General features: G+C 67.9%; 17 protein-coding genes. 10 read left to right on the forward strand and 7 right to left on the reverse strand.

Going from position 1 to position 16,854, the window contains the following annotated elements:
* Positions 1-78: 78 nt before the first annotated feature.
* Both ACIRRA_RS37060 and ACIRRA_RS37065 read left to right on the forward strand, forming a co-directional pair.
* Positions 79-984, forward strand: coding sequence for an acyl-CoA thioesterase (locus ACIRRA_RS37060; protein WP_402778135.1), 906 nt, complete (start codon positions 79-81; stop codon positions 982-984).
* Positions 985-1,007: 23 nt separating this feature from the next.
* Positions 1,008-1,898, forward strand: coding sequence for a PaaX family transcriptional regulator C-terminal domain-containing protein (locus ACIRRA_RS37065; protein WP_402778138.1), 891 nt, complete (start codon positions 1,008-1,010; stop codon positions 1,896-1,898).
* Here the strand turns inward: ACIRRA_RS37065 and ACIRRA_RS37070 are convergent, their stop codons facing one another.
* The 4 genes from ACIRRA_RS37070 to ACIRRA_RS37085 form a co-directional block, all read right to left on the reverse strand.
* Positions 1,899-2,213: a hypothetical protein gene (locus ACIRRA_RS37070; protein WP_402778141.1), complete on the reverse strand. Its 315-nt coding sequence runs from the start codon at positions 2,211-2,213 to the stop codon at positions 1,899-1,901.
* Entirely contained in the window at positions 2,210-3,559 is a 1,350-nt protein-coding gene (locus tag ACIRRA_RS37075) for an MFS transporter (protein WP_402778144.1), read from the reverse strand. Before ACIRRA_RS37075 ends, ACIRRA_RS37070 begins: the two co-directional genes overlap by 4 nt.
* 40 nt (positions 3,560-3,599) lie before the next feature.
* The gene (locus tag ACIRRA_RS37080) at positions 3,600-3,863 is read right to left on the reverse strand and encodes a hypothetical protein (protein WP_402778147.1); all 264 of its coding nucleotides are present in this window, start codon (positions 3,861-3,863) and stop codon (positions 3,600-3,602) included.
* Between the two features lie 72 nt (positions 3,864-3,935).
* A complete protein-coding gene (locus ACIRRA_RS37085; RefSeq protein ID WP_402778150.1) occupies positions 3,936-4,775 on the reverse strand; it encodes an HpcH/HpaI aldolase/citrate lyase family protein in 840 nt (279 codons plus the stop codon).
* Between the two features lie 137 nt (positions 4,776-4,912).
* Between ACIRRA_RS37085 and ACIRRA_RS37090 the strand changes: the two genes are divergently transcribed.
* Positions 4,913-5,650: a GntR family transcriptional regulator gene (locus ACIRRA_RS37090; protein WP_402778153.1), complete on the forward strand. Its 738-nt coding sequence runs from the start codon at positions 4,913-4,915 to the stop codon at positions 5,648-5,650.
* Positions 5,651-5,657: 7 nt separating this feature from the next.
* On the opposite strand, the gene ACIRRA_RS37095 is transcribed toward ACIRRA_RS37090, so the two are convergent.
* Positions 5,658-6,179: a GNAT family N-acetyltransferase gene (locus tag ACIRRA_RS37095; RefSeq protein WP_402778156.1), complete on the reverse strand. Its 522-nt coding sequence runs from the start codon at positions 6,177-6,179 to the stop codon at positions 5,658-5,660.
* A gap of 64 nt (positions 6,180-6,243) precedes the next feature.
* Here ACIRRA_RS37095 and ACIRRA_RS37100 point away from each other — a divergent pair, with 64 nt between their 5' ends.
* The 6 genes from ACIRRA_RS37100 (at position 6,244) to ACIRRA_RS37125 (ending at position 12,710) form a co-directional block, all read left to right on the forward strand.
* Positions 6,244-6,963 carry a FadR/GntR family transcriptional regulator gene (locus ACIRRA_RS37100; RefSeq protein WP_402778159.1) on the forward strand — a complete coding sequence of 240 codons (720 nt, stop codon included), beginning with the start codon at positions 6,244-6,246 and terminating at the stop codon, positions 6,961-6,963.
* Positions 6,960-8,207: a CynX/NimT family MFS transporter gene (locus tag ACIRRA_RS37105; RefSeq protein WP_402778162.1), complete on the forward strand. Its 1,248-nt coding sequence runs from the start codon at positions 6,960-6,962 to the stop codon at positions 8,205-8,207. Before ACIRRA_RS37100 ends, ACIRRA_RS37105 begins: the two co-directional genes overlap by 4 nt.
* A 1,112-nt stretch (positions 8,208-9,319) precedes the next feature.
* Positions 9,320-9,940, forward strand: coding sequence for a PadR family transcriptional regulator (locus ACIRRA_RS37110; protein ID WP_402778165.1), 621 nt, complete (start codon positions 9,320-9,322; stop codon positions 9,938-9,940).
* A 224-nt stretch (positions 9,941-10,164) separates the two neighbouring features.
* Positions 10,165-11,586, forward strand: coding sequence for a UbiD family decarboxylase (locus tag ACIRRA_RS37115; protein WP_402778312.1), 1,422 nt, complete (start codon positions 10,165-10,167; stop codon positions 11,584-11,586).
* Positions 11,587-11,634: 48 nt separating this feature from the next.
* Complete coding sequence (locus ACIRRA_RS37120) at positions 11,635-12,090, forward strand: hypothetical protein (RefSeq protein WP_402778168.1); 456 nt, start codon at positions 11,635-11,637, stop codon at positions 12,088-12,090.
* 5 nt (positions 12,091-12,095) lie between these two features.
* On the forward strand, positions 12,096-12,710 hold the full coding sequence (locus ACIRRA_RS37125; RefSeq protein WP_402778171.1) for a non-oxidative hydroxyarylic acid decarboxylases subunit B: 615 nt from the start codon (positions 12,096-12,098) through the stop codon (positions 12,708-12,710).
* On the opposite strand, the gene ACIRRA_RS37130 is transcribed toward ACIRRA_RS37125, so the two are convergent.
* Positions 12,703-13,596 (reverse strand): LysR family transcriptional regulator, encoded by an 894-nt coding sequence (locus ACIRRA_RS37130; protein ID WP_402778174.1) that lies wholly within the window; start codon positions 13,594-13,596, stop codon positions 12,703-12,705. The two genes, ACIRRA_RS37125 and ACIRRA_RS37130, sit on opposite strands and share 8 nt — an antisense overlap.
* Before the next feature lie 183 nt (positions 13,597-13,779).
* On the reverse strand, positions 13,780-14,409 hold the full coding sequence (locus tag ACIRRA_RS37135; protein ID WP_402778177.1) for a TetR/AcrR family transcriptional regulator: 630 nt from the start codon (positions 14,407-14,409) through the stop codon (positions 13,780-13,782).
* Between the two features lie 57 nt (positions 14,410-14,466).
* On the opposite strand from ACIRRA_RS37135, the gene ACIRRA_RS37140 reads away from it, so the two are divergent.
* On the forward strand, positions 14,467-16,854 hold the full coding sequence (locus ACIRRA_RS37140) for an alpha-L-rhamnosidase N-terminal domain-containing protein (protein ID WP_402778180.1): 2,388 nt from the start codon (positions 14,467-14,469) through the stop codon (positions 16,852-16,854).

Consider the following 16,854-nt stretch of genomic DNA (forward strand, 5'->3'; position numbering starts at 1 on the left):
GTGACGAGCGAAACTGATACGCAATAATTGTTCGAATCCTGTGCCCGCACTTGCCGACCTGCCCGATGGGAAGAATCGATGCCGACCCGAACCCTGACCACGTCCGCGATCTTCACCGCGGCCGTCACGCTGACCCCGGCCGAACCGCAGCACTTCGATGTGGCGTACGACGCCACCACGCAGCCCTGCCCCTGGCCGAAGGCGTACGGCGGCGACCTGGTCGCCCAGGCTGCCGCCGCGGCGATGCGATCGGTCGTCGACGGCAAGACGCTGCACTCGATGCACAGCTACTTCCTGCGGCCCGCGGACATCGGAGCGGTGGTGCGCTACGAGGTGGAACTGCTGCGTGACGGCCGCGGGTACAGCACCCGTCAGGTGCGCGGCTACCAGAACGGCAAGCCCGTCTATGTGTGCCTGGCGAATTTCGCCGCCGGCGAGCACGGCGGCACCTTCGCCGCCGAGCTCGCCGCGGACATCCCCGCGCCCGAAAGCCTGCCCAGCTCGGCCGATTATCTCGCCGCGCGCACGGGCGGCACGATGACCGACGAGTCGAAGGCGTACTGGTGTGCAGGGCGCAGTTTCGACATGCGGCATGTGCCCGGCCCGGTCTACCTGACCGTCGACGGCGAGCGCACGCCCCATCAGGCGGTCTGGGTGAAGCCGTTCGACCCACTGCGCCCGGTGGCCGGGCTCACCGATGCCCAGCGCGATATCGCGGCCCTCGCCTACGTCTGCGACTACACCATCCTCGAACCCGTGCTGCGGGTGCTGGATCTGCCGTGGGCGCGGCCGGGCCTGACCACGGCCAGCCTCGACCACGCCATGTGGTTCCACCGTCCCGGCCCGGTAGGGGACTGGCTGCTCTATGTCCAGGAGGCGGTCGCCGCCGACGATGGCCGCGGGCTGGGTTACGGCCGCTTCTACGACCTGGAACGGCGGCACGTCGCCACTGTTCTGCAGGAGGGAATGATTCGCGCCTCGTGACCTGGGAACCGTATGGTGCAGTTATGACGACAGAGCCGGAAGCGGCACTCGGGAACGGACGCGGCCGGGACGCCCGCCTGGCCCAGGTGATCATCACCCTCTTCGGTCTGTGCGCACGCGCCGAAGGCAATTGGCTGTCCACCGCGTCGGTCGTCGCGCTGATGGGGGATCTGGGCGCCGACGCACAAGCGGTGCGCTCCTCCATCTCTCGGCTCAAGCGGCGTGGCGTGCTGGTGAGCGAGCGCAATGCCGGGGCGGCCGGCTACTCCCTGTCCGAATCGACGCTGGAGGTACTGGCCGAGGGCGACGTGCGAATTTTCCAGCGCGCCAGGGCATCCGAAGAGGACGGTTGGATTCTGGTCGTCTTCTCGGTACCGGAGTCGGAGCGCGAGCACCGCCACGCGCTGCGCTCGAGCCTGACCCGGTTGGGCTTCGGCACCGCCGCTCCAGGGGTCTGGATCGGGCCCGGGATCCTGGCCCGCGAGACTCGCCAGACCCTCGAGCGGCGCGGATTGTCCGGATACGTCGACATGTTCACCGGCGGCCATCTCGGGTTCGGCGACATGCGGTCGAAGGTGCGCGAGTGGTGGGACCTGTCGGAACTCACTCAGCTGTATGCCGACTTCCTGCAACGGTATCGGCCTGTCCTGTACCAGGTAACCTCCGGCGGCATCACCGAGCAGGAAGCGTTCGCACTGTATGTCCCGATGCTCACCGAATGGCGGCGGCTGCCCTACCGCGACCCGGGCCTGCCGCTGTCGCTGCTACCGCCGGCCTGGAACGGCGAGGCGGCCGGCACGCTGTTCGGTGAACTGAACGAGGCCCTCGGCCCCCTCGCGCACAAACACGCTTTGGCGGTGATCCATGGGCAGCGAATGAAGAGGGAGAGGCCGTCGTCCGGGCGAGGCCGCTAGCTAGTGCAGGACGGGCAATTCGAACTCGGCGAGGTGCCCGGACGGTAGGGCGTCGTAGCCGGGGTCCGCGGGTAGGTTGACGTCGAAATGACGCCGCAGGACGTCGCGAATCAGCTCGTAGCGGTTGCCGATGCGCAGGACCCGCAGGTGCAGGAAATCGATGCCGGTAATGGAGCGCCGGTACACCTGCGGGGTGGATCCCCACAGGGCATAGCCGCCGTCGTTGGGGCCCAGGCAGATTCCGCCCGCGGCGATGATGTCGAAGGCCTGCCGCGCGTCGGCGGCCGGATCGAGTCGAGTCCCGTCCATGGTCATGATTGCTCCTCCAAAGGTGTTGGTACGGACGGTTGCTGGTTGGCCGTCGGATGGGTATCGATGGTGTCGAGCAGTCGGCGGTGTCGCGTTTCGGGCGTGGTCGCCATGACGGCGAGCGAGACGAAGGCGGCCGCGGCGGCGCTGAGCAGACCCGCCTTGAAGCCGGCGGTATCGACCGCGAGGCTGCCGACAATGGCCGGGGCGGTGAGTCCACCGATCCGGCCGAGGTTGTACACGGTCCCCATGGCCAGCGCGCGCACCGGTGAGCGGTACATCAGCTCGGCGGTCCAGGCGACGACTCCGGAGAAGATGCCACTGATACCCGCGCCCGCGGCAAAGGTGGCCACCAGCAGCGCCATCCGGCCGTCCTGTCCGGCGACGACGATGAGAATCAGCGACAGCCCGGCGACGAAGGCGAGAACCATGAACAGCCACTTGCGTCCCCAGCGGTCGGTCAGCGCTCCGAACACCGTGAATCCGGCCACCGCGCCGAGTTGTTGCCACAGCAGATAGAACAGGCTGCGCCCGGGCGGGAGCCCGGTGACCTCGAGGAGATACGTCGGGAGGAACGACGCGACCGCCCAGTAGTAGTAACTGACACCCACCAGAAAGCCGAATCCCTGCAGCAGCGGGCGAATCATGTCGCGGGTGAACAACCCGCGGACGACGACACCGGCAGATCGCCCCGCCGCGGCGGCGGCGGTGTGCCCGGGCTCGGGCACTCGGAGGCGGATATAGGCGGCCAGCAATAGCGGAAGCGCGCCGAGCGCGAAAAGCGTTCGCCAGCCGCCAGTGTCGAGACCACCGTGCAGGCGCGTGACCGCCGCCGCGGTGGTGATGGCGAGCATGCTGCCCAGCGGAAGCCCGATCTGGCTGATGGCGCCGGCCTTGCCGCGGTGCGCGGCCGGCCAGGTGTCGGTGACCAGCGCCGAACCCGCGGTCCAGGTCGACCCCATGCCCAGACCGCCGACCACCCGCAGCACGCCGACCACCGCCAAGGACGGTGCGAACGCCGACAGGCCGCTGGCCGCGGCGTATAACGCGACGGAGCCGCTGAGTACGCGGACGCGCCCGTAACGCTCGGCCAATCCGCCGCCGCCGATGCCCCCGACCAGCTGTGCGAAGCCGATCGCCGTCGTCATGAATCCCACCTGCGCCTTGGTGGTTCCGAAATCGTGGGTCAGGCCGTGGATACTCAGCGCGATGGCGACGATGTCGAAAACCTCGAACAACCACGCGAGGGTGGTCGCGACGAGCGCTTGCCGGGCTCGACGGTCGATGCCCCGCAGCGCGAACGAGGTCGACGCCGGGCGGGCGGGTGTGCCGGACGTGTCGTCGACGGACATGGCTCAGCTCCTTTGCTGACGAAAAACGGTGTTGTACGGGCTATTTCGCCTGACTCGGCAGGGGCTGGCCGAGGGTGGTGAAGGAGTGGGTCGCGGCCAGGATCGCGATCGGAGCGGTGATCAGCAGCTGGCCGCCCAGGGTGCCGAGCGAACCGGCGGCGAGGCAGCCGATCGCGACGGCCGGGAGGAAGGCTCCGAACAGTCCCGCGATGGCGGCGGAAGCGCCGGTGGCGCCGGCGATTCCACCGAGTAGGCAACCCACCGCGGTGGCGAGGAGCGTCGGTGTGACAAGGGACTTCTTCATGACTGTGCTTTCGAGATTCGGGATATCCGGTGGGATGGTCCGTACTCGGGGGCTACTGATTCGCGGCCCGGGTCAGCGTCCGTTCGCGGCCCGGGTCAGGGTCCGGCGGGCGGCGGTCACCACCGGTTGGTCGATGAAAGTTCCGTCGGGCAGGGCGAATCCACCCGAGCGGTCCTGGGCTGCGCTGACGATCCGGCGCGCGTGCTCGATCTCCGCGGGCGTGGGCGCGAAGACCTCCGCGATCACCGGCAGCTGCGCCGGATGAATCGCCGACCGGCCGTGCATGCCGAGACGGCGCCCGCGCTCGCACGAAACCTTCAGTCCGGCATGGTCTTTGACATTTCCGTAGACGGCCATGCCCGGCGGCGGCAGCTGCGCGGCGGCCGCGGCAACCACGATTCGGCTGCGCACCCAATCGAAAGCGGTCTCGTCGATGAGCCGTAGTTCGACGCGCAGGTCGCCCTCGCCCAGGGAGATCGCCGCGACCTGCGGGGCGGTCGCGATCCGAAAGGAGTTCTCCACTCCGGCGGCGGTTTCGATGAGGCAGTGGAACCCGACGTCCGTCCGGTACCGGTCGGCGATGCCGACGGCGAGACGAACATCGTCGGCGGATTCGACGCGAGGCAGTCGAATACCCCCCAGCGCGGGCAGCGCGGCCACCGCGTCGAGGTCGGCCTGGCCGAGATCGGTACGAATGTCGTTGATCCGCACATGGACACGCGGCCGCTCGCGGTCGTCGGGATCGAGGTCGCCCATGAATTCGACGACGGCTCTGCGCGCGTCGTGCTTGTGTGCGTCCGCGACCGCGTCCTGCAGGTCGAACACGACGGTCTCGGCACCGGTCGCCAGGGCTTTGGCCATGCGGTCGGGTCGATCGCCCGGGGCGTAGAGCCAGGTACCTGGATATGTCATGAGAGGATTCACCACTTTCAGTGACGTGGACCACAGGCAGTGTAAGTTATAAGTTATAAGTTAATCTGTCAAGGGTAGGCGGCGGCGCCAACTACGATCGAGAGAACCGCAGACACACAGACGGGAGACGGCATTCGATGGCTCGGCGCAGCAAATCCGCCACCACCGGCCTGGCCGCGACGACGGCCGGCGCCTCCGGGCAGGAATACAGCACGGTCAAGCCGCCAGGCAGCAGGGCGAGCTACGTGCAGGAGGTAATGCGCTCGGAAATCCTCAGTGGCGCAATGGCGCCGGGAACCCCGATCCTGCAGGACGCCATCGCCGAGCGCCTCGGTGTCTCGATCACCCCGGTCCGGGAGGCCCTGCGGAACCTGGAATCGGTGGGCCTGGTCGTCTACGAGCCCAACTTCGGGGCGAAGGTCGCCGAACTCAGCGCGGCCGAGATCGAAGAGCTCTACCTGCTGCGCGGCACCGTCGAGGGCCTCGCCGCCCGGCTGGCCGCGACCTCGATCACCGACGCCGAACTCGAACAGCTGCGAGCCACCCACCGGGAACTGCGACAGGCGTTGGCGGACGGCGACGTCCAGGCAATGGCCGCGGCGAGCCGCCGCTTCCACGATCGAATCGCCCGTGTCGGCGGCCGCTCCATCGTCGCCCGCCACCTCGGCTGGATCTGGGAAACCAACCCCATCCCGATCGGCCAGTCGGTGTGGTCGCACCCCGACGCCGCGCAGCAGGCCGTCGAGTCGAACGCAAAGTTGTTGTCACTGCTGGAATCCCACGACGCCGCGGCCGCCGAACAACACATGATCGCCCAGGTCCGCGCCGCCGCCACGGCCCGCTTGACGGGCGATTGGCGCCCCACCGTCCCCTGACGGCCGCCTACGAATCCGCAGAGACTTCGTAGATGATCTCGAGACCGTCGTCGGCATCCCACTGCTCGCCGACGGCGGCGAAACCGTATTGCGCGGCAAGCAGATACGACGCTCGATTGACCGGAGAAATCGCCGCACGAACCACTCGGACATCGGGCTCGCGCTCGGCGCGGCGAAGCAGCCACTCGAGGGCGGCCCGCGCGTAGCCCCGGCGGCGGTGGGCTGGATCGACCGCGTAGCCGACCTCCACCATCCCCGAAGCGTCCGGGGGTCCGTGGAAGCCCGCGTTGCCGACCGGGACACCTGTGATCTCGTCCCAGATCACACCCGTTACCCAGCCCATGTTCGCGGGATCCCGTCGTACCTGCTCGCTGCGTAGCCGCCACAGTGGGCGCAGGTCGGGGCCGGTGAAGTAGGGAGTGAGCGGTACCGGGCCGACCGCGTTCGCCGTGGCAAGGTCGCCGGCGGCGAGTGCTTCGAGTGCGGCCTGATTCAACTGGACGATGCGGATGCTCGGCTGCGGCTTCATCGGTTCTTCTTACCGCAATCCTGAAAACATGCTTTAATCCAAATGTCCAACATTTGGAGGTTTCATGGAAGGGTTGAAGCAGCCGCGACGGGCCGTGACGCTGGCCGCGCAGGTCGCGGACCAGTTGCGGGAGCAACTGGCCTCCGGGCGGTGGCCGGTCGGCAGCCGAATTCCCGGTGAGCAAGAGCTGGTGGAACTGCTTGGCGTGAGCCGTAATACGGTGCGCGAGGCCCTGCGGTCGCTGATCCACCTCGGCCTGCTGGAGGCCCGCGTCGGGGACGGCACGTATGTGAGGGGCAGCAGCGAGCTGGAGGCCGTGCTGCTGCGGCGGGCGTCCGGGGCGCAGCCGGCGGACGTGGTGGAACTGCGAGCGGTGCTGGAAGAACATGCCGCCGGCATGGCCGCCGAACGGCGCTCGCAGGCGGATGTCACCCGGTTGCGGGAACTGCTGGACGCGGTCCGCGCCTGCAACCGAGCCGGGGTGATGGCCGAGGTCGCGGCGGCCGACGGGGACTTCCACCTCGCGGTCGTGCGAGCGAGCGGGAACGGTCTGCTCACCGAGCTCTACGAATACATGGGCACGGCGCTGTCGTCGCTGCTGGCCGAATTGCCTTGGGACGCTGACATTGCCGCGGAACACGATCACTGGCACGGCGCTCTGGTCGACGCTATCACCGCACGTGATGCGGTGGCCGCGCGCTACTCGGCGTCGATGCTGGTCCGTTTGACTGGTCGACACGCCGCGGTGCGGGAGGACGACCAGGGCTCGGAGCGGTCCTCGTGAGAGTTCGAGACACTCATGTCGCTCCCGCGGATGCGCAGGGTGCCGATGCCGGTCGGCATCCCGCGACGTGGCTGCTGGTCGGCATCGTGCTCGTTGCGGCGAATCTACGGGCCGCGCTGACCGGCGTCGGCCCGCTGCTTCCGGATATCGAGAGGTCCACCGGCCTGTCCGGCACCTGGAGCGGGGTGCTGGGTGCGCTACCGCTGCTGACCTTCGCTCTGACCTCGCCGCTCGTCGGGCGGACCGCACACCGGTTCGGTTCGCCACGGGTGCTGGGCAATTCGCTACTCGTCCTGGCGGCCGGATTGGTGTTGCGGTCGATGCCCGGTGTGTTCTTCCTGTTCGCGGGCACCGTGGTAATCGCGGCCGCCATCGCCTACGGGAACGTGCTGCTGCCGTCGGTGGTCAAGAGTACGGTGCCGGAGCACCGGATCGGCCAGGTCACGGGAATCTACGTCACCGCAATGGGACTGGTGGCCGCGGTGTCGTCGGGAGTGTCGGTACCACTGGCCGATCACCTGCCCGGCGGCTGGCGCACGGCGCTGGGCTGCTGGATCATCCTCGCCGCAGTGGCCTTGCTGGCGTGGATTCCGCAGTACCGCGACCGACACGATGCCGGGCCGACTTCCATGGTGCGGGAACGGATTCCGTGGCGTTCCGGGCTGGCCTGGCAGGTCAGCGTATTCATGGGCCTGCAGTCCCTCGCCTTCTACTCCACGATCGCATGGCTGCCCAGTGTTGTTCACGCCGAGGGCGTGGGGGAGACCGCGGCGGGATGGCAGCTGTTCCTCTTCCAGATCGCGGGGCTCGTCGCCGGCATCGTGCTCCCGATACTCGCAAGCCGATGGCGTGACCAGCGGATTCCGGCGGTGGCGGCCTCGATGCTGTCCGCGCTGGGCTTCGCGATATTGGCGGTGGCGCCGGGGCTGGCCGTCATGGCCAGCATCCTGATCGGACTGGGTGGCGGGGCCTGTCTGGTTCTCGCGCTGAGTTTCCAAGGCCAGCGCGCGGCCACCCCCGCACAGGCGGCGGCGCTCGCGGCGATAGCCCAGTCCGTCGGCTACCTGGTAGCCGCCGTCGGGCCGTTGGTTCTCGGTGCGCTGCACGACCGCACCGGCGGATGGCGGCTCCCACTGCTGCTGCTCGTGGGACTCGCCATCGTCCAAGCCGCAGTCGGAACCCGTGCCGGCCGTGACATTCACCTGAAAATTCCTCTCGCTCAGTCACATTCGATCGGAGATTGACCCCATGACCACGACCGCTCCGTTCAGCTACCTCGATACTCCGACGGCGGCACCGCTCTCGATCCCCGAGCTGATGCCCGGCGCCTACAACCTGATGGAGTACGCCGCGGTCACGGCGGGCGAACAGGTGCTTATCCTCGCCGAGCACGGCGCCGATCCCGTGGTGGTCCAGGCCATCGCCGCGGCGGCCGCGTACCGCAATGCCGACGTTCACATCCTGTCCGTGCCACCCTTCAGTGCGGGCGGATGGGATCGCTCGGCGCCCTCGCCACTGCTGTCGGCCACGCACTCCGCCGTCGATGTGGTGATCTCGCTGACCTGGTGGGGTGAGGTGCACACCGCCGAGCTGTTCTTCGACGAAATCGCCAAGCACCGTGCACGATTCGTCTCCCTGCACCAAACCGCGACAGCCGCGGCGCTGGCCACCGGCGCCCGGTTCCCCCTCGACCTCTACTTCGCGATCGAGGCCAAGGCCACCGCGCAACTCACCGCGGCCGATGAGGTCAGAGTGACGACCGAGCTGGGCACCGACGTGACCTTCCGCGACTTCGCCACCGCCGGACACCATGCTCCACTGACCTCCGGCATGTGGCGGCCCTTCCCCTACGGCGGTGTGAACTTCTATCCCGATCGCACCGACGGTGTCGTCGTGATCGAGGAGTCCACGGTCACCGGCGTACCCGGCGAGCGAACGACAGTGGAGCTGAACGACAACCGCGTCACCGCCATCCACGGCGGCGTGGCCGCCGCCGAGCTCCAGCGCTACGCGCCGACCGGCTACTACATGCGCCACGCGCTGATCGGCTTGAATCCCAAGATCCGCTCCGCGGGCGGCACGCAATTCGAACGCGAAAAGCACTCTGGTGCCTTCTATTTCGGACTCGACGCCCTGACGCCGGACGGAGAGGTGGACCGCGGCGGCCCCGGGCACGCGCACTGCGACTGCCAGTTCGACCGGCCGACGATCACCCTCGACGGCGTACCCTTCATCGGGAGGGGCGGCTCCGTCTCCTCGATGATCCCGAAATCCGCCGCCTGGCAGACAAATTCGGCCCCGCCGATATCGTTCTCGATCCGAATCCCCGCTTGGTCCTGCCCGCCCGTTACACCAGGTGACCGCGACCGAGAATTCCGGCGGGGCGACACCGGGGGAAGTGGCGATCGGCCACCCGCTCGCTCCCGCCGTCCTCGGGTTGTTGTCGACGCAACCCATGCATCCCTACGAGATGCTGCGGACGATACGGCAACACGAGATCGGATACCGAGGTCGTGTCAACATCGGTTCGCTCTACAACGTCGTGGGCGCATTGGAGCGCCGGAACCTCGTCGAAGCCATCGGCGTGCAACGCGCCGGTCGCCGTCCCCCACGGACGATCTACCGGATCACCGAGTCCGGAGCTGTCGAGTTCCATGCCTGCCTCGAGCGAATGCTGACCACATCCGACCAGTCATGGTCCCCCTTGGCTCCGATCCGATGGTTGCCGCCGGACCGAGTGACAGCACTGCTCCGTGGACGCCGGCAATACCTCGCGCGCCGAATCGCCGACCTCGACGCAGTGATCCACAGTTCATCCGACAGTGGCCTTCCCGCCCCGGTCATGGTCGAAGCCGAATTCGAGCGCCACATGCTGGATGCCGAGGCTCAATTCGTGACCGCCCTCGCCGAGCGGCTCGAGGCACTGCGAGAGGTTGGGGGAGAGCGATTTTCGGGCCGAGCTCGGCACCTTCGATGAGAACGGGCCGGGCCGCAGATGCCGCGACTACCCATCTGGAAATCGGATGGGAGACAGCATAGATCGATATTGGACGCGACCGAGCCCGGCAGGCAGGGTTGAGGCGAAGGCGAACTCCGTGATATCCGGCAGCCTTCGGCTCTGTAATTCAGCTGCACGAAAGGGGATCGGGTACGGCCGTAAAAGCCGATCACCCGGATACAGTCATGGCTTTGTTTCGAGATCTGCGAGACTACATCGGCACCCTGACAGAAAAACTCGGCCCGGAAGAAGTGCGCGTTGTCGACGGGGCGAACTGGGACCTGGAAATCGGCGGGATCACCGAGCTTTCGGCGGAGAAAGAAGGGCCCGCACTCCTTTTCGACAATATCCCTGGATATCCCACGGGATATCGGGTGTTCACGAATTTCATGGGTACCGCGTCGCGATGCGCTGTCGCGCTCGGGCTTCCCGCGGACACCGCCGAAATGGATATCATCCGGGCCTGGAAGGACATGAGCAAGCGCATCGAGCCCGTACCGCCGGTCGTCGTCGAGACCGGGACGGTGCTCGAGAACGTCCTCGAGGGCGACGACATCGACGTGTCGAAATTTCCGGCGCCGCGCTGGCATGACGGCGACGGCGGGCGGTATATCGGCACGGCGTGCATGGTCATCACCCGGGACCCGGATTCCGGCTGGGTGAATGTCGCCACCTATCGCATCTGCCTGCAGGGCCGGGATCGGCTCTCGCTGTGGATGCTCGGGAACCGCCATGCCCTCGCGAATGCGAAGAAGTACTGGGACCGTGGCCAGGCGTGCCCGATCGCGGTGGTGGTCGGCTCGGATCCGATCCTGTCGACGGCCGCCGCGATCGCGGCACCAGAGGGAGTGTCGGAGTACGACATCGCCGGTGGGCTGCGCGGCCGCGGCGTCGAGGTGCTGTATTCCCCCGGCAGCGACCTGCCGATTCCGGCGCATGCCGAGATCGTCTTCGAGGGCGTCATGCCGCCGCTGTCCGAGGAATCGGTGGCGGAGGGTCCGTTCGGGGAATGGACCGGGTACTACACGCACGCCGGACGGGAAAGGGTGGTGCGGGTCGAGCGCATCCTGCACCGCGACGATCCGATCATTCTCGGTGCGCCGCCGATGATTCCGACGGTGCCGGCCGGCGATCAGGCGGTGCCGCTGTATTCCGCCTCGGTCACCTGGGATCACCTGGAAGCGTCCGGGGTGCAGAACATCCGCGGCGTGTGGGCGTATGCCCGGCAATTGATGATGGTCGTCTCGATCGAGCAGACCGGAGCCGGCGACGCCATGCACGCGCTGCTGGCCGCGGCCGGACGCAAGCGCAGCGGGGGAATGGAACGGTATTTCGTTGTCGTAGACGAGGATATCGACATCACCGATATCAACCATGTGCTGTGGGCGCTGTTCACCCGGGTCGATCCCGCCGAGTCGATTCACGTGCTGCGCACGCCCACCACGGCCATCGACCCGCGCCTGTCTCCCGAGAAGCGAGCCGCCGGGGACATGTCGATGGGCATCGTGCTGATCGATGCCTGTAAACCCTTCGCCTGGAAGGACTCCTACCCGAAGGCGAACCGTTTCGACGACGTATCCCGTGGCGAGATCCGCGACAGGTGGAAGGCGATCCTGCCGCTGTAAGCGGCGCGATTCGAGGGCCGGGACGAAACGGAAAGGTATGTGACGACAATGGCCATCTTGCCCGACGATCTCGCAGGACTTCTACGCGGTTTCCCTCACCCGGAGGCGCGGGAGCAAGCCTTTCCGTTCCTCTCGGTCGACGAGCACGGGCTCCCGCACAGCGGGCTGCTGTCGAGATCGGAACTCGAGCCCGCGGCGGACGGCAGCCGGTTGTTCGGCGTGGTGGCGAGCCCGCGCACGCGAGCGAATCTGCATCGGACCGGGTCCGCCGGCCTGATCGCGGTGGCGGGCACCGTCTGCCACCACGCCAAGCTGCGCATGATCTCCTGCCTCGAGGACGGCGACCTGCTCGGCTGCGTGTTCGAACCCGTCGAGTACAAGCGTGACGATATCGGAATCGCGTTGACCCCCATGATGTTCCATACGTCGCCCGAGCTCGCCGAACGCGAACGATGGGGGCGCGTCGCCGATCTGCTGGACCGGCTGAACGGGCGGATCCGATGAGGGACATGCGAACCCGGCGTCTCATTGTCGGTGTCACCGGCGCCACCGGGGCACCGCTGGCTGTGCGAATTCTGGAAATGCTCCGCGAAATGCCCGAGGTGGAAACACATTTGGTGCTGAGTACCTGGGCGCACCCGACCATCGAGATGGAGTCATCGCTGTCGGTGCGGGAGGTGACCGAGCTCGCGGATGTCACCTACAAGCTCGGGGAGCAGGGTGCCGCCATCTCCTCGGGATCCTTCCGTACCGACGGCATGATCATCGTGCCCTGCAGTATGCGCACCCTCGCTGCCGTGCGCCACGGCCTGGCCGACAATCTCATCACCCGGGCGGCGGACGTGGTGCTCAAAGAGCGCCGCCGCCTGGTACTGGTGCCGCGCGAAACCCCGCTCAACGACATACATCTGGAGAACATGCTGGCATTGAGCCGCATGGGAGCCCGCATGGTGCCGCCGATGCCCGCGTTCTACAACAACCCCGGAACCGTCGACGACATCGTCGATCACATCGCGGTACGGGTGCTCGACCAGTTCGATCTCGACCCGCCGCGGGCGCGGCGCTGGACCGGGCTGGCCGACGCTCGTCGGCACCATGCGGGAGCGCGGAATCCGGTCAGCTGAGCTGCCCGCCGGTCAGTCTCGTGGCATGTTCGATGAACATCTCCGTCGCCGGATCGGCCGCGCCGGCGTCGCGCCAGGCGATGCCGATCCGTCCCGGCGGCAACTCCGGAACCCGCACTCCCACCACTCGATCATCGTGCGCCAGTGCGGATTCCGGCACGAGGGCGATTCCGAGCCCGCGGGCGGCCATGGTGACCAGCAGGCCGGGATGCCCGGCCTCGAAGGTGATTCGCATCCGCGTACCCGCCTGCGCGACAGCACGATCGAGCTGCCGCCGCAGACCGGACCCTTCGGTCAGGGCGATCAACCGCCGGCTGCTCAACTGGCCCAGCGTGACATGTGTCCGCGCGGCCAGCGGGTCCGAGGGCAGCATGGCCGCGACCACCGTCTCGCGGTGCAGTTCCCGGATGCACACGCCCGGCGGCTCCGCCTCGGTGAGGCTCGTGATCAGCACATCGAGCTGTCCCTCACGCAACCGGCGCATCAATACGGCCGCGGTGTCCTCGACCAGCGACACGTCCACACCCGGATGCTCGTGATGGAATGAGGAGAGCAGATACGGCAGGTCGACCCCGCGGGTGGAGCTGAGCTGAATGGCGCCCACCGACACATGCCCGTGGAGCAACCCGGTGAGCGCCACGACCGCCGCCCGCCCCGCCGCCACCGCGTCCAGCACCGCCTGCGCATGCGGAACGAGGGCCCGGCCCGCGGCCGTCAGCCGCGCGGTCCGGGCCCCCCGCTCGAACAGCGCCTGCCCCAGCTCCCGCTCCAGCGCCTTGATCTGCGCGCTGATCCCCGACTGCGCGACATGCACCTGCTCCGCGGCCCGGGTAAACGTCCCCGCCTCGGCCACCGCCAGAAAGTACTGCAGCTGACGCAACTCCATGATCGTGTTGTAACAATCCCTCCGGGATCACCCGGGCCCGGGGTCTGCGGCTACGCGATCAGTTCGCCGCCGAGCGGAACAAGCCCGCGGCCCGGCCCGGTACTGGCCGACCGCCCTGCGGAGGGCAGGAAAACCCTTCGCACGCTGTGGAATCGACGCCTGCGCGCGGGGTTGCCCTACTGGCTAATTGGCCGTGAGGGTGCGGATCAGGTCATGGGTGAAGGAGTCGGTGACGGCTTGCAGGTCGATCGAGTCGGGGTCGAGTAGCCATTGGGTGTTGACGCCCTCGATGAAGGCGACAATTTCGATCGCTTTGAGTGTGGGGTCGATGGTGGGAGCGAAGTCGCCGGTGTGCTGGCCCTGTTCGACGAGTGCGGCGACGACGTCGCGCAGGTTGCGGTAGCGCTGGACGAAGTGGTCGTGGGCCAGGTCGCCGGGGTTGAGGTTCTCGGCAAGTAGGACCGCGAACAGGCGGGCGAGGTTGGGGTCGGCGATATTGCGGCGGGCGAAGTCGGGCAGTTTGTCCAGGGCGCGGACGCCGCCCAGGGCGGCGAGTTCCTCGACGAATCGGAGGCTTTCGTCGTCGCGGGCGTCGATCACCGCGTGCAGCAGGCCGACCTTGCTGCCGAAGTAATAGAGCAGGGCCTGCTGGGTGACGCCGACGCGCATCGCCACGTCGGCGATGCTGGTGTCGCGGTAGCCCCGCTCGGCGAAAAGGGTGGCCGCGGCTTGGAGCAGCTCCTCGCGGCGGGAACGGCCGTCGGCGCGCTCCTTGCGGCCTCTCCGGCGTGGCGCTGTCGGCTGCGGTTTCATGGATTCTTCTTACAACACCATCTTGAGTTTTACCGAGTGGTAAGTAAAACTCTGGGTGTGGCGACCACGCGAGATACTTGGATCGGACAGTGGATCTGGTCCGATCGCCCGGCACTGGGCGGACCCAGTCAGGCACAGCCGTACGGATCCCTGGACCCGCGTCGCTTCGACCAACGGGTGCTGTTCCGGCGTGGCTTCGAGCTGACGAGCGTGCCCGCCCGGGCCATGGTGCGAATCACCGCCGATTCCCGGTATCGGTTGTACGTCAACGGAATCGACATCGGCGTGGGGCCGGTGCGGCACGGGCCGCGCCAGCTGTGCTTCGACGAATACGACATTCGCCACACACTGCGCGAGGGCGGCAACACGGTCGCGGTACTCGCCCGCTTCTACGGATATCCGGTGCCGTGGTGGGAGCCGTCGCCGCCGAGCTTCACGATGGGTGGCGGCGCCCTGGTGGCGGAGATCCGGCTCGACGAGGAGATCATCGGGACCGACGCCTCGTGGCGGTTCGCACACGGCGACGCATGGCGCCCCGGTCATCCGCCCGGCATGCTGTTGACCCAGCTGCCCGAGAACCTCGATGCCCGGCTACTCGAACCACGTTGGATGGCACCGGATTTCGACGATTCGTCCTGGTCGCACGCGCGAGTGCTGGCCGAGTACTCGGTGGTGGGCCCGCGCGGTGGGACGCGGCCGCCCACCGAGCCGTGGGGCATCCTGCGGCCCAGACCTATTCCGGCTCTGACCGGTGAAATTCGCACCGCGACAGTCACGGACAGGCGGGCGGCCCCGCCTTCCGGCGATGATCCGCGCGCCGCCCTGGTCGCAGCCCTCGGCGGGGCGGGCGGCGACCGCGCCCTGTTGGTCGCCGATTTCGAGATGATCGTGAGCGGCAGGCTGGAACTGCATTTCGAGGCAGCCCGCGGTCAGGTCATCGACGGCGCGCTGGTCGAGGTACCCACAGTGGCCGCGCTCGACAGCGCGCCGGTATTCCGGTACGTGGCCCGCGGCTCGGCCGACACCTATCTTTCGGCTGACTCGGTCGGCGGACGCTACCTTGTTCTCGCGCTGGGGGACGCGACGACGCCGGTCACGCTCCGGATCCGTGAACTGCTGCGCCCGCGAGACCCGGTCGCCCCGTTCGACTCCAGTGACCCGCGCCTCGACGCCGTCTATCGCACGGGTCTGCGCACCGTGGACCTGACCTCCCACGATGCCTACATCGACTGCCCGACAAGGGAACAGCGGTCCTGGACCGGGGACGCCGTGGTGCATCAGTCCGTCGATCTGATCGCCAACCAGGATTGGCGGCTGGCTCGATGGAACCCGCAGCTGGCGGCGCAGCCGCGCGCCGACGGCCTGCTGCCCATGGTGGTAGCCGGTGATTTCGCGACCACGCAGGTGCCGACGATTCCGGACTGGTCGCTGCACTGGATTCGCTCCGTGCACAACCTGTTTCGCTACACCGGCGATCGAGAACTGGTCGGCGGTCTGTTGTCCACCGCCGAAGGAATCCTGCGCTATTTCGAACCCTATCGCGGTCCCGCCGGTCTCGTGGAGGAGGTGCCCGGGTGGGTCCTCATCGACTGGTCGCCGGTGCAGGTGTCGGGCGCGAGCGCGGCGCTGAATGCGCTGCTGGCACGCGGATTACGGGATTTCGCCGAGATGGCGCGCTGGGTCGGTGATCATGGCCGGGCCACCTGGGCGGCCGGCTTCCACGGTCGCCTGCTCCGCGGGTTCGAGTCCTTCTGGGACCCGGGGCGGCGCGCCTATCGCGACAATCTGGCCGACGGCCGCCGTGGCACGTCGGTGAGCGAGCACGTCGCGGCCGCGGCGGTCTGCGCGGATCTCGTCCCACCCGAACGCAAGCCGGAGGCCCTGCGGCTGCTGCTGGACCGATCGGCCATGTTCACCACCAGCCCACTGGCCGATCACGGTGGCGACGCGCTGGGACCCAGCGCCGGTCAGCCGGTGTCCGTGCGACCCGAACCCGATTGGGACACAGAGCGTTCGGTGGTCGGGGCGCAGCCGTTCTTCCGCTATGTCGTGCACGACGCCATCGCACGATTGGGTGCGGCCGACCGGATCGCGGAACTGTGCCTGGACTGGGATCACCTGCGCGCCGATGCCCCGACCGCGTTCCGGGAGTGCTGGGAAGGCGGATCCTACTGTCACGGCTGGTCGGCCACGCCCACCCGTGATCTGGTCTGCTACACCCTCGGCATCACCCCGGCCGCACCCGGATTCACGCGGGCCCGCATCGCGCCGCGCCCCGGCGTGCTGACCGCGGCAGCGGGCGCCGCGCCGACGCCGTACGGCGTCGTGTCGGTGGAGATCGATGGTGACCGTGTCGTGGTCGACTCGCCGGTTCCGGTGGAGATCGTCGACAGGTCGGGCACGGCGACCCCGCACGCTGCCGGAAAGATCAGCGCGCGCTTCTGA

This window comes from Nocardia sp. NPDC101769, assembly GCF_044766925.1.
GTDB lineage: Bacteria > Actinomycetota > Actinomycetes > Mycobacteriales > Mycobacteriaceae > Nocardia.

Excerpts from the sequence above, each read along its gene's own strand:
- ACIRRA_RS37095 (WP_402778156.1), bottom strand. The coding sequence starts at position 6,179 with ATGAAGCCGCAGCCGAGCATCCGCATCGTCCAGTTGAATCAGGCCGCA.
- ACIRRA_RS37065 (WP_402778138.1), top strand. The coding sequence starts at position 1,008 with ATGACGACAGAGCCGGAAGCGGCACTCGGGAACGGACGCGGCCGGGAC.
- ACIRRA_RS37100 (WP_402778159.1), top strand. The coding sequence starts at position 6,244 with ATGGAAGGGTTGAAGCAGCCGCGACGGGCCGTGACGCTGGCCGCGCAG.
- ACIRRA_RS37080 (WP_402778147.1), bottom strand. The coding sequence starts at position 3,863 with ATGAAGAAGTCCCTTGTCACACCGACGCTCCTCGCCACCGCGGTGGGT.
- ACIRRA_RS37135 (WP_402778177.1), bottom strand. The coding sequence starts at position 14,409 with ATGAAACCGCAGCCGACAGCGCCACGCCGGAGAGGCCGCAAGGAGCGC.
- ACIRRA_RS37120 (WP_402778168.1), top strand. The coding sequence starts at position 11,635 with ATGGCCATCTTGCCCGACGATCTCGCAGGACTTCTACGCGGTTTCCCT.
- ACIRRA_RS37090 (WP_402778153.1), top strand. The coding sequence starts at position 4,913 with ATGGCTCGGCGCAGCAAATCCGCCACCACCGGCCTGGCCGCGACGACG.
- ACIRRA_RS37125 (WP_402778171.1), top strand. The coding sequence starts at position 12,096 with ATGCGAACCCGGCGTCTCATTGTCGGTGTCACCGGCGCCACCGGGGCA.
- ACIRRA_RS37060 (WP_402778135.1), top strand. The coding sequence starts at position 79 with ATGCCGACCCGAACCCTGACCACGTCCGCGATCTTCACCGCGGCCGTC.
- ACIRRA_RS37075 (WP_402778144.1), bottom strand. The coding sequence starts at position 3,559 with ATGTCCGTCGACGACACGTCCGGCACACCCGCCCGCCCGGCGTCGACC.
- ACIRRA_RS37070 (WP_402778141.1), bottom strand. The coding sequence starts at position 2,213 with ATGACCATGGACGGGACTCGACTCGATCCGGCCGCCGACGCGCGGCAG.
- ACIRRA_RS37130 (WP_402778174.1), bottom strand. The coding sequence starts at position 13,596 with ATGGAGTTGCGTCAGCTGCAGTACTTTCTGGCGGTGGCCGAGGCGGGG.
- ACIRRA_RS37085 (WP_402778150.1), bottom strand. The coding sequence starts at position 4,775 with ATGACATATCCAGGTACCTGGCTCTACGCCCCGGGCGATCGACCCGAC.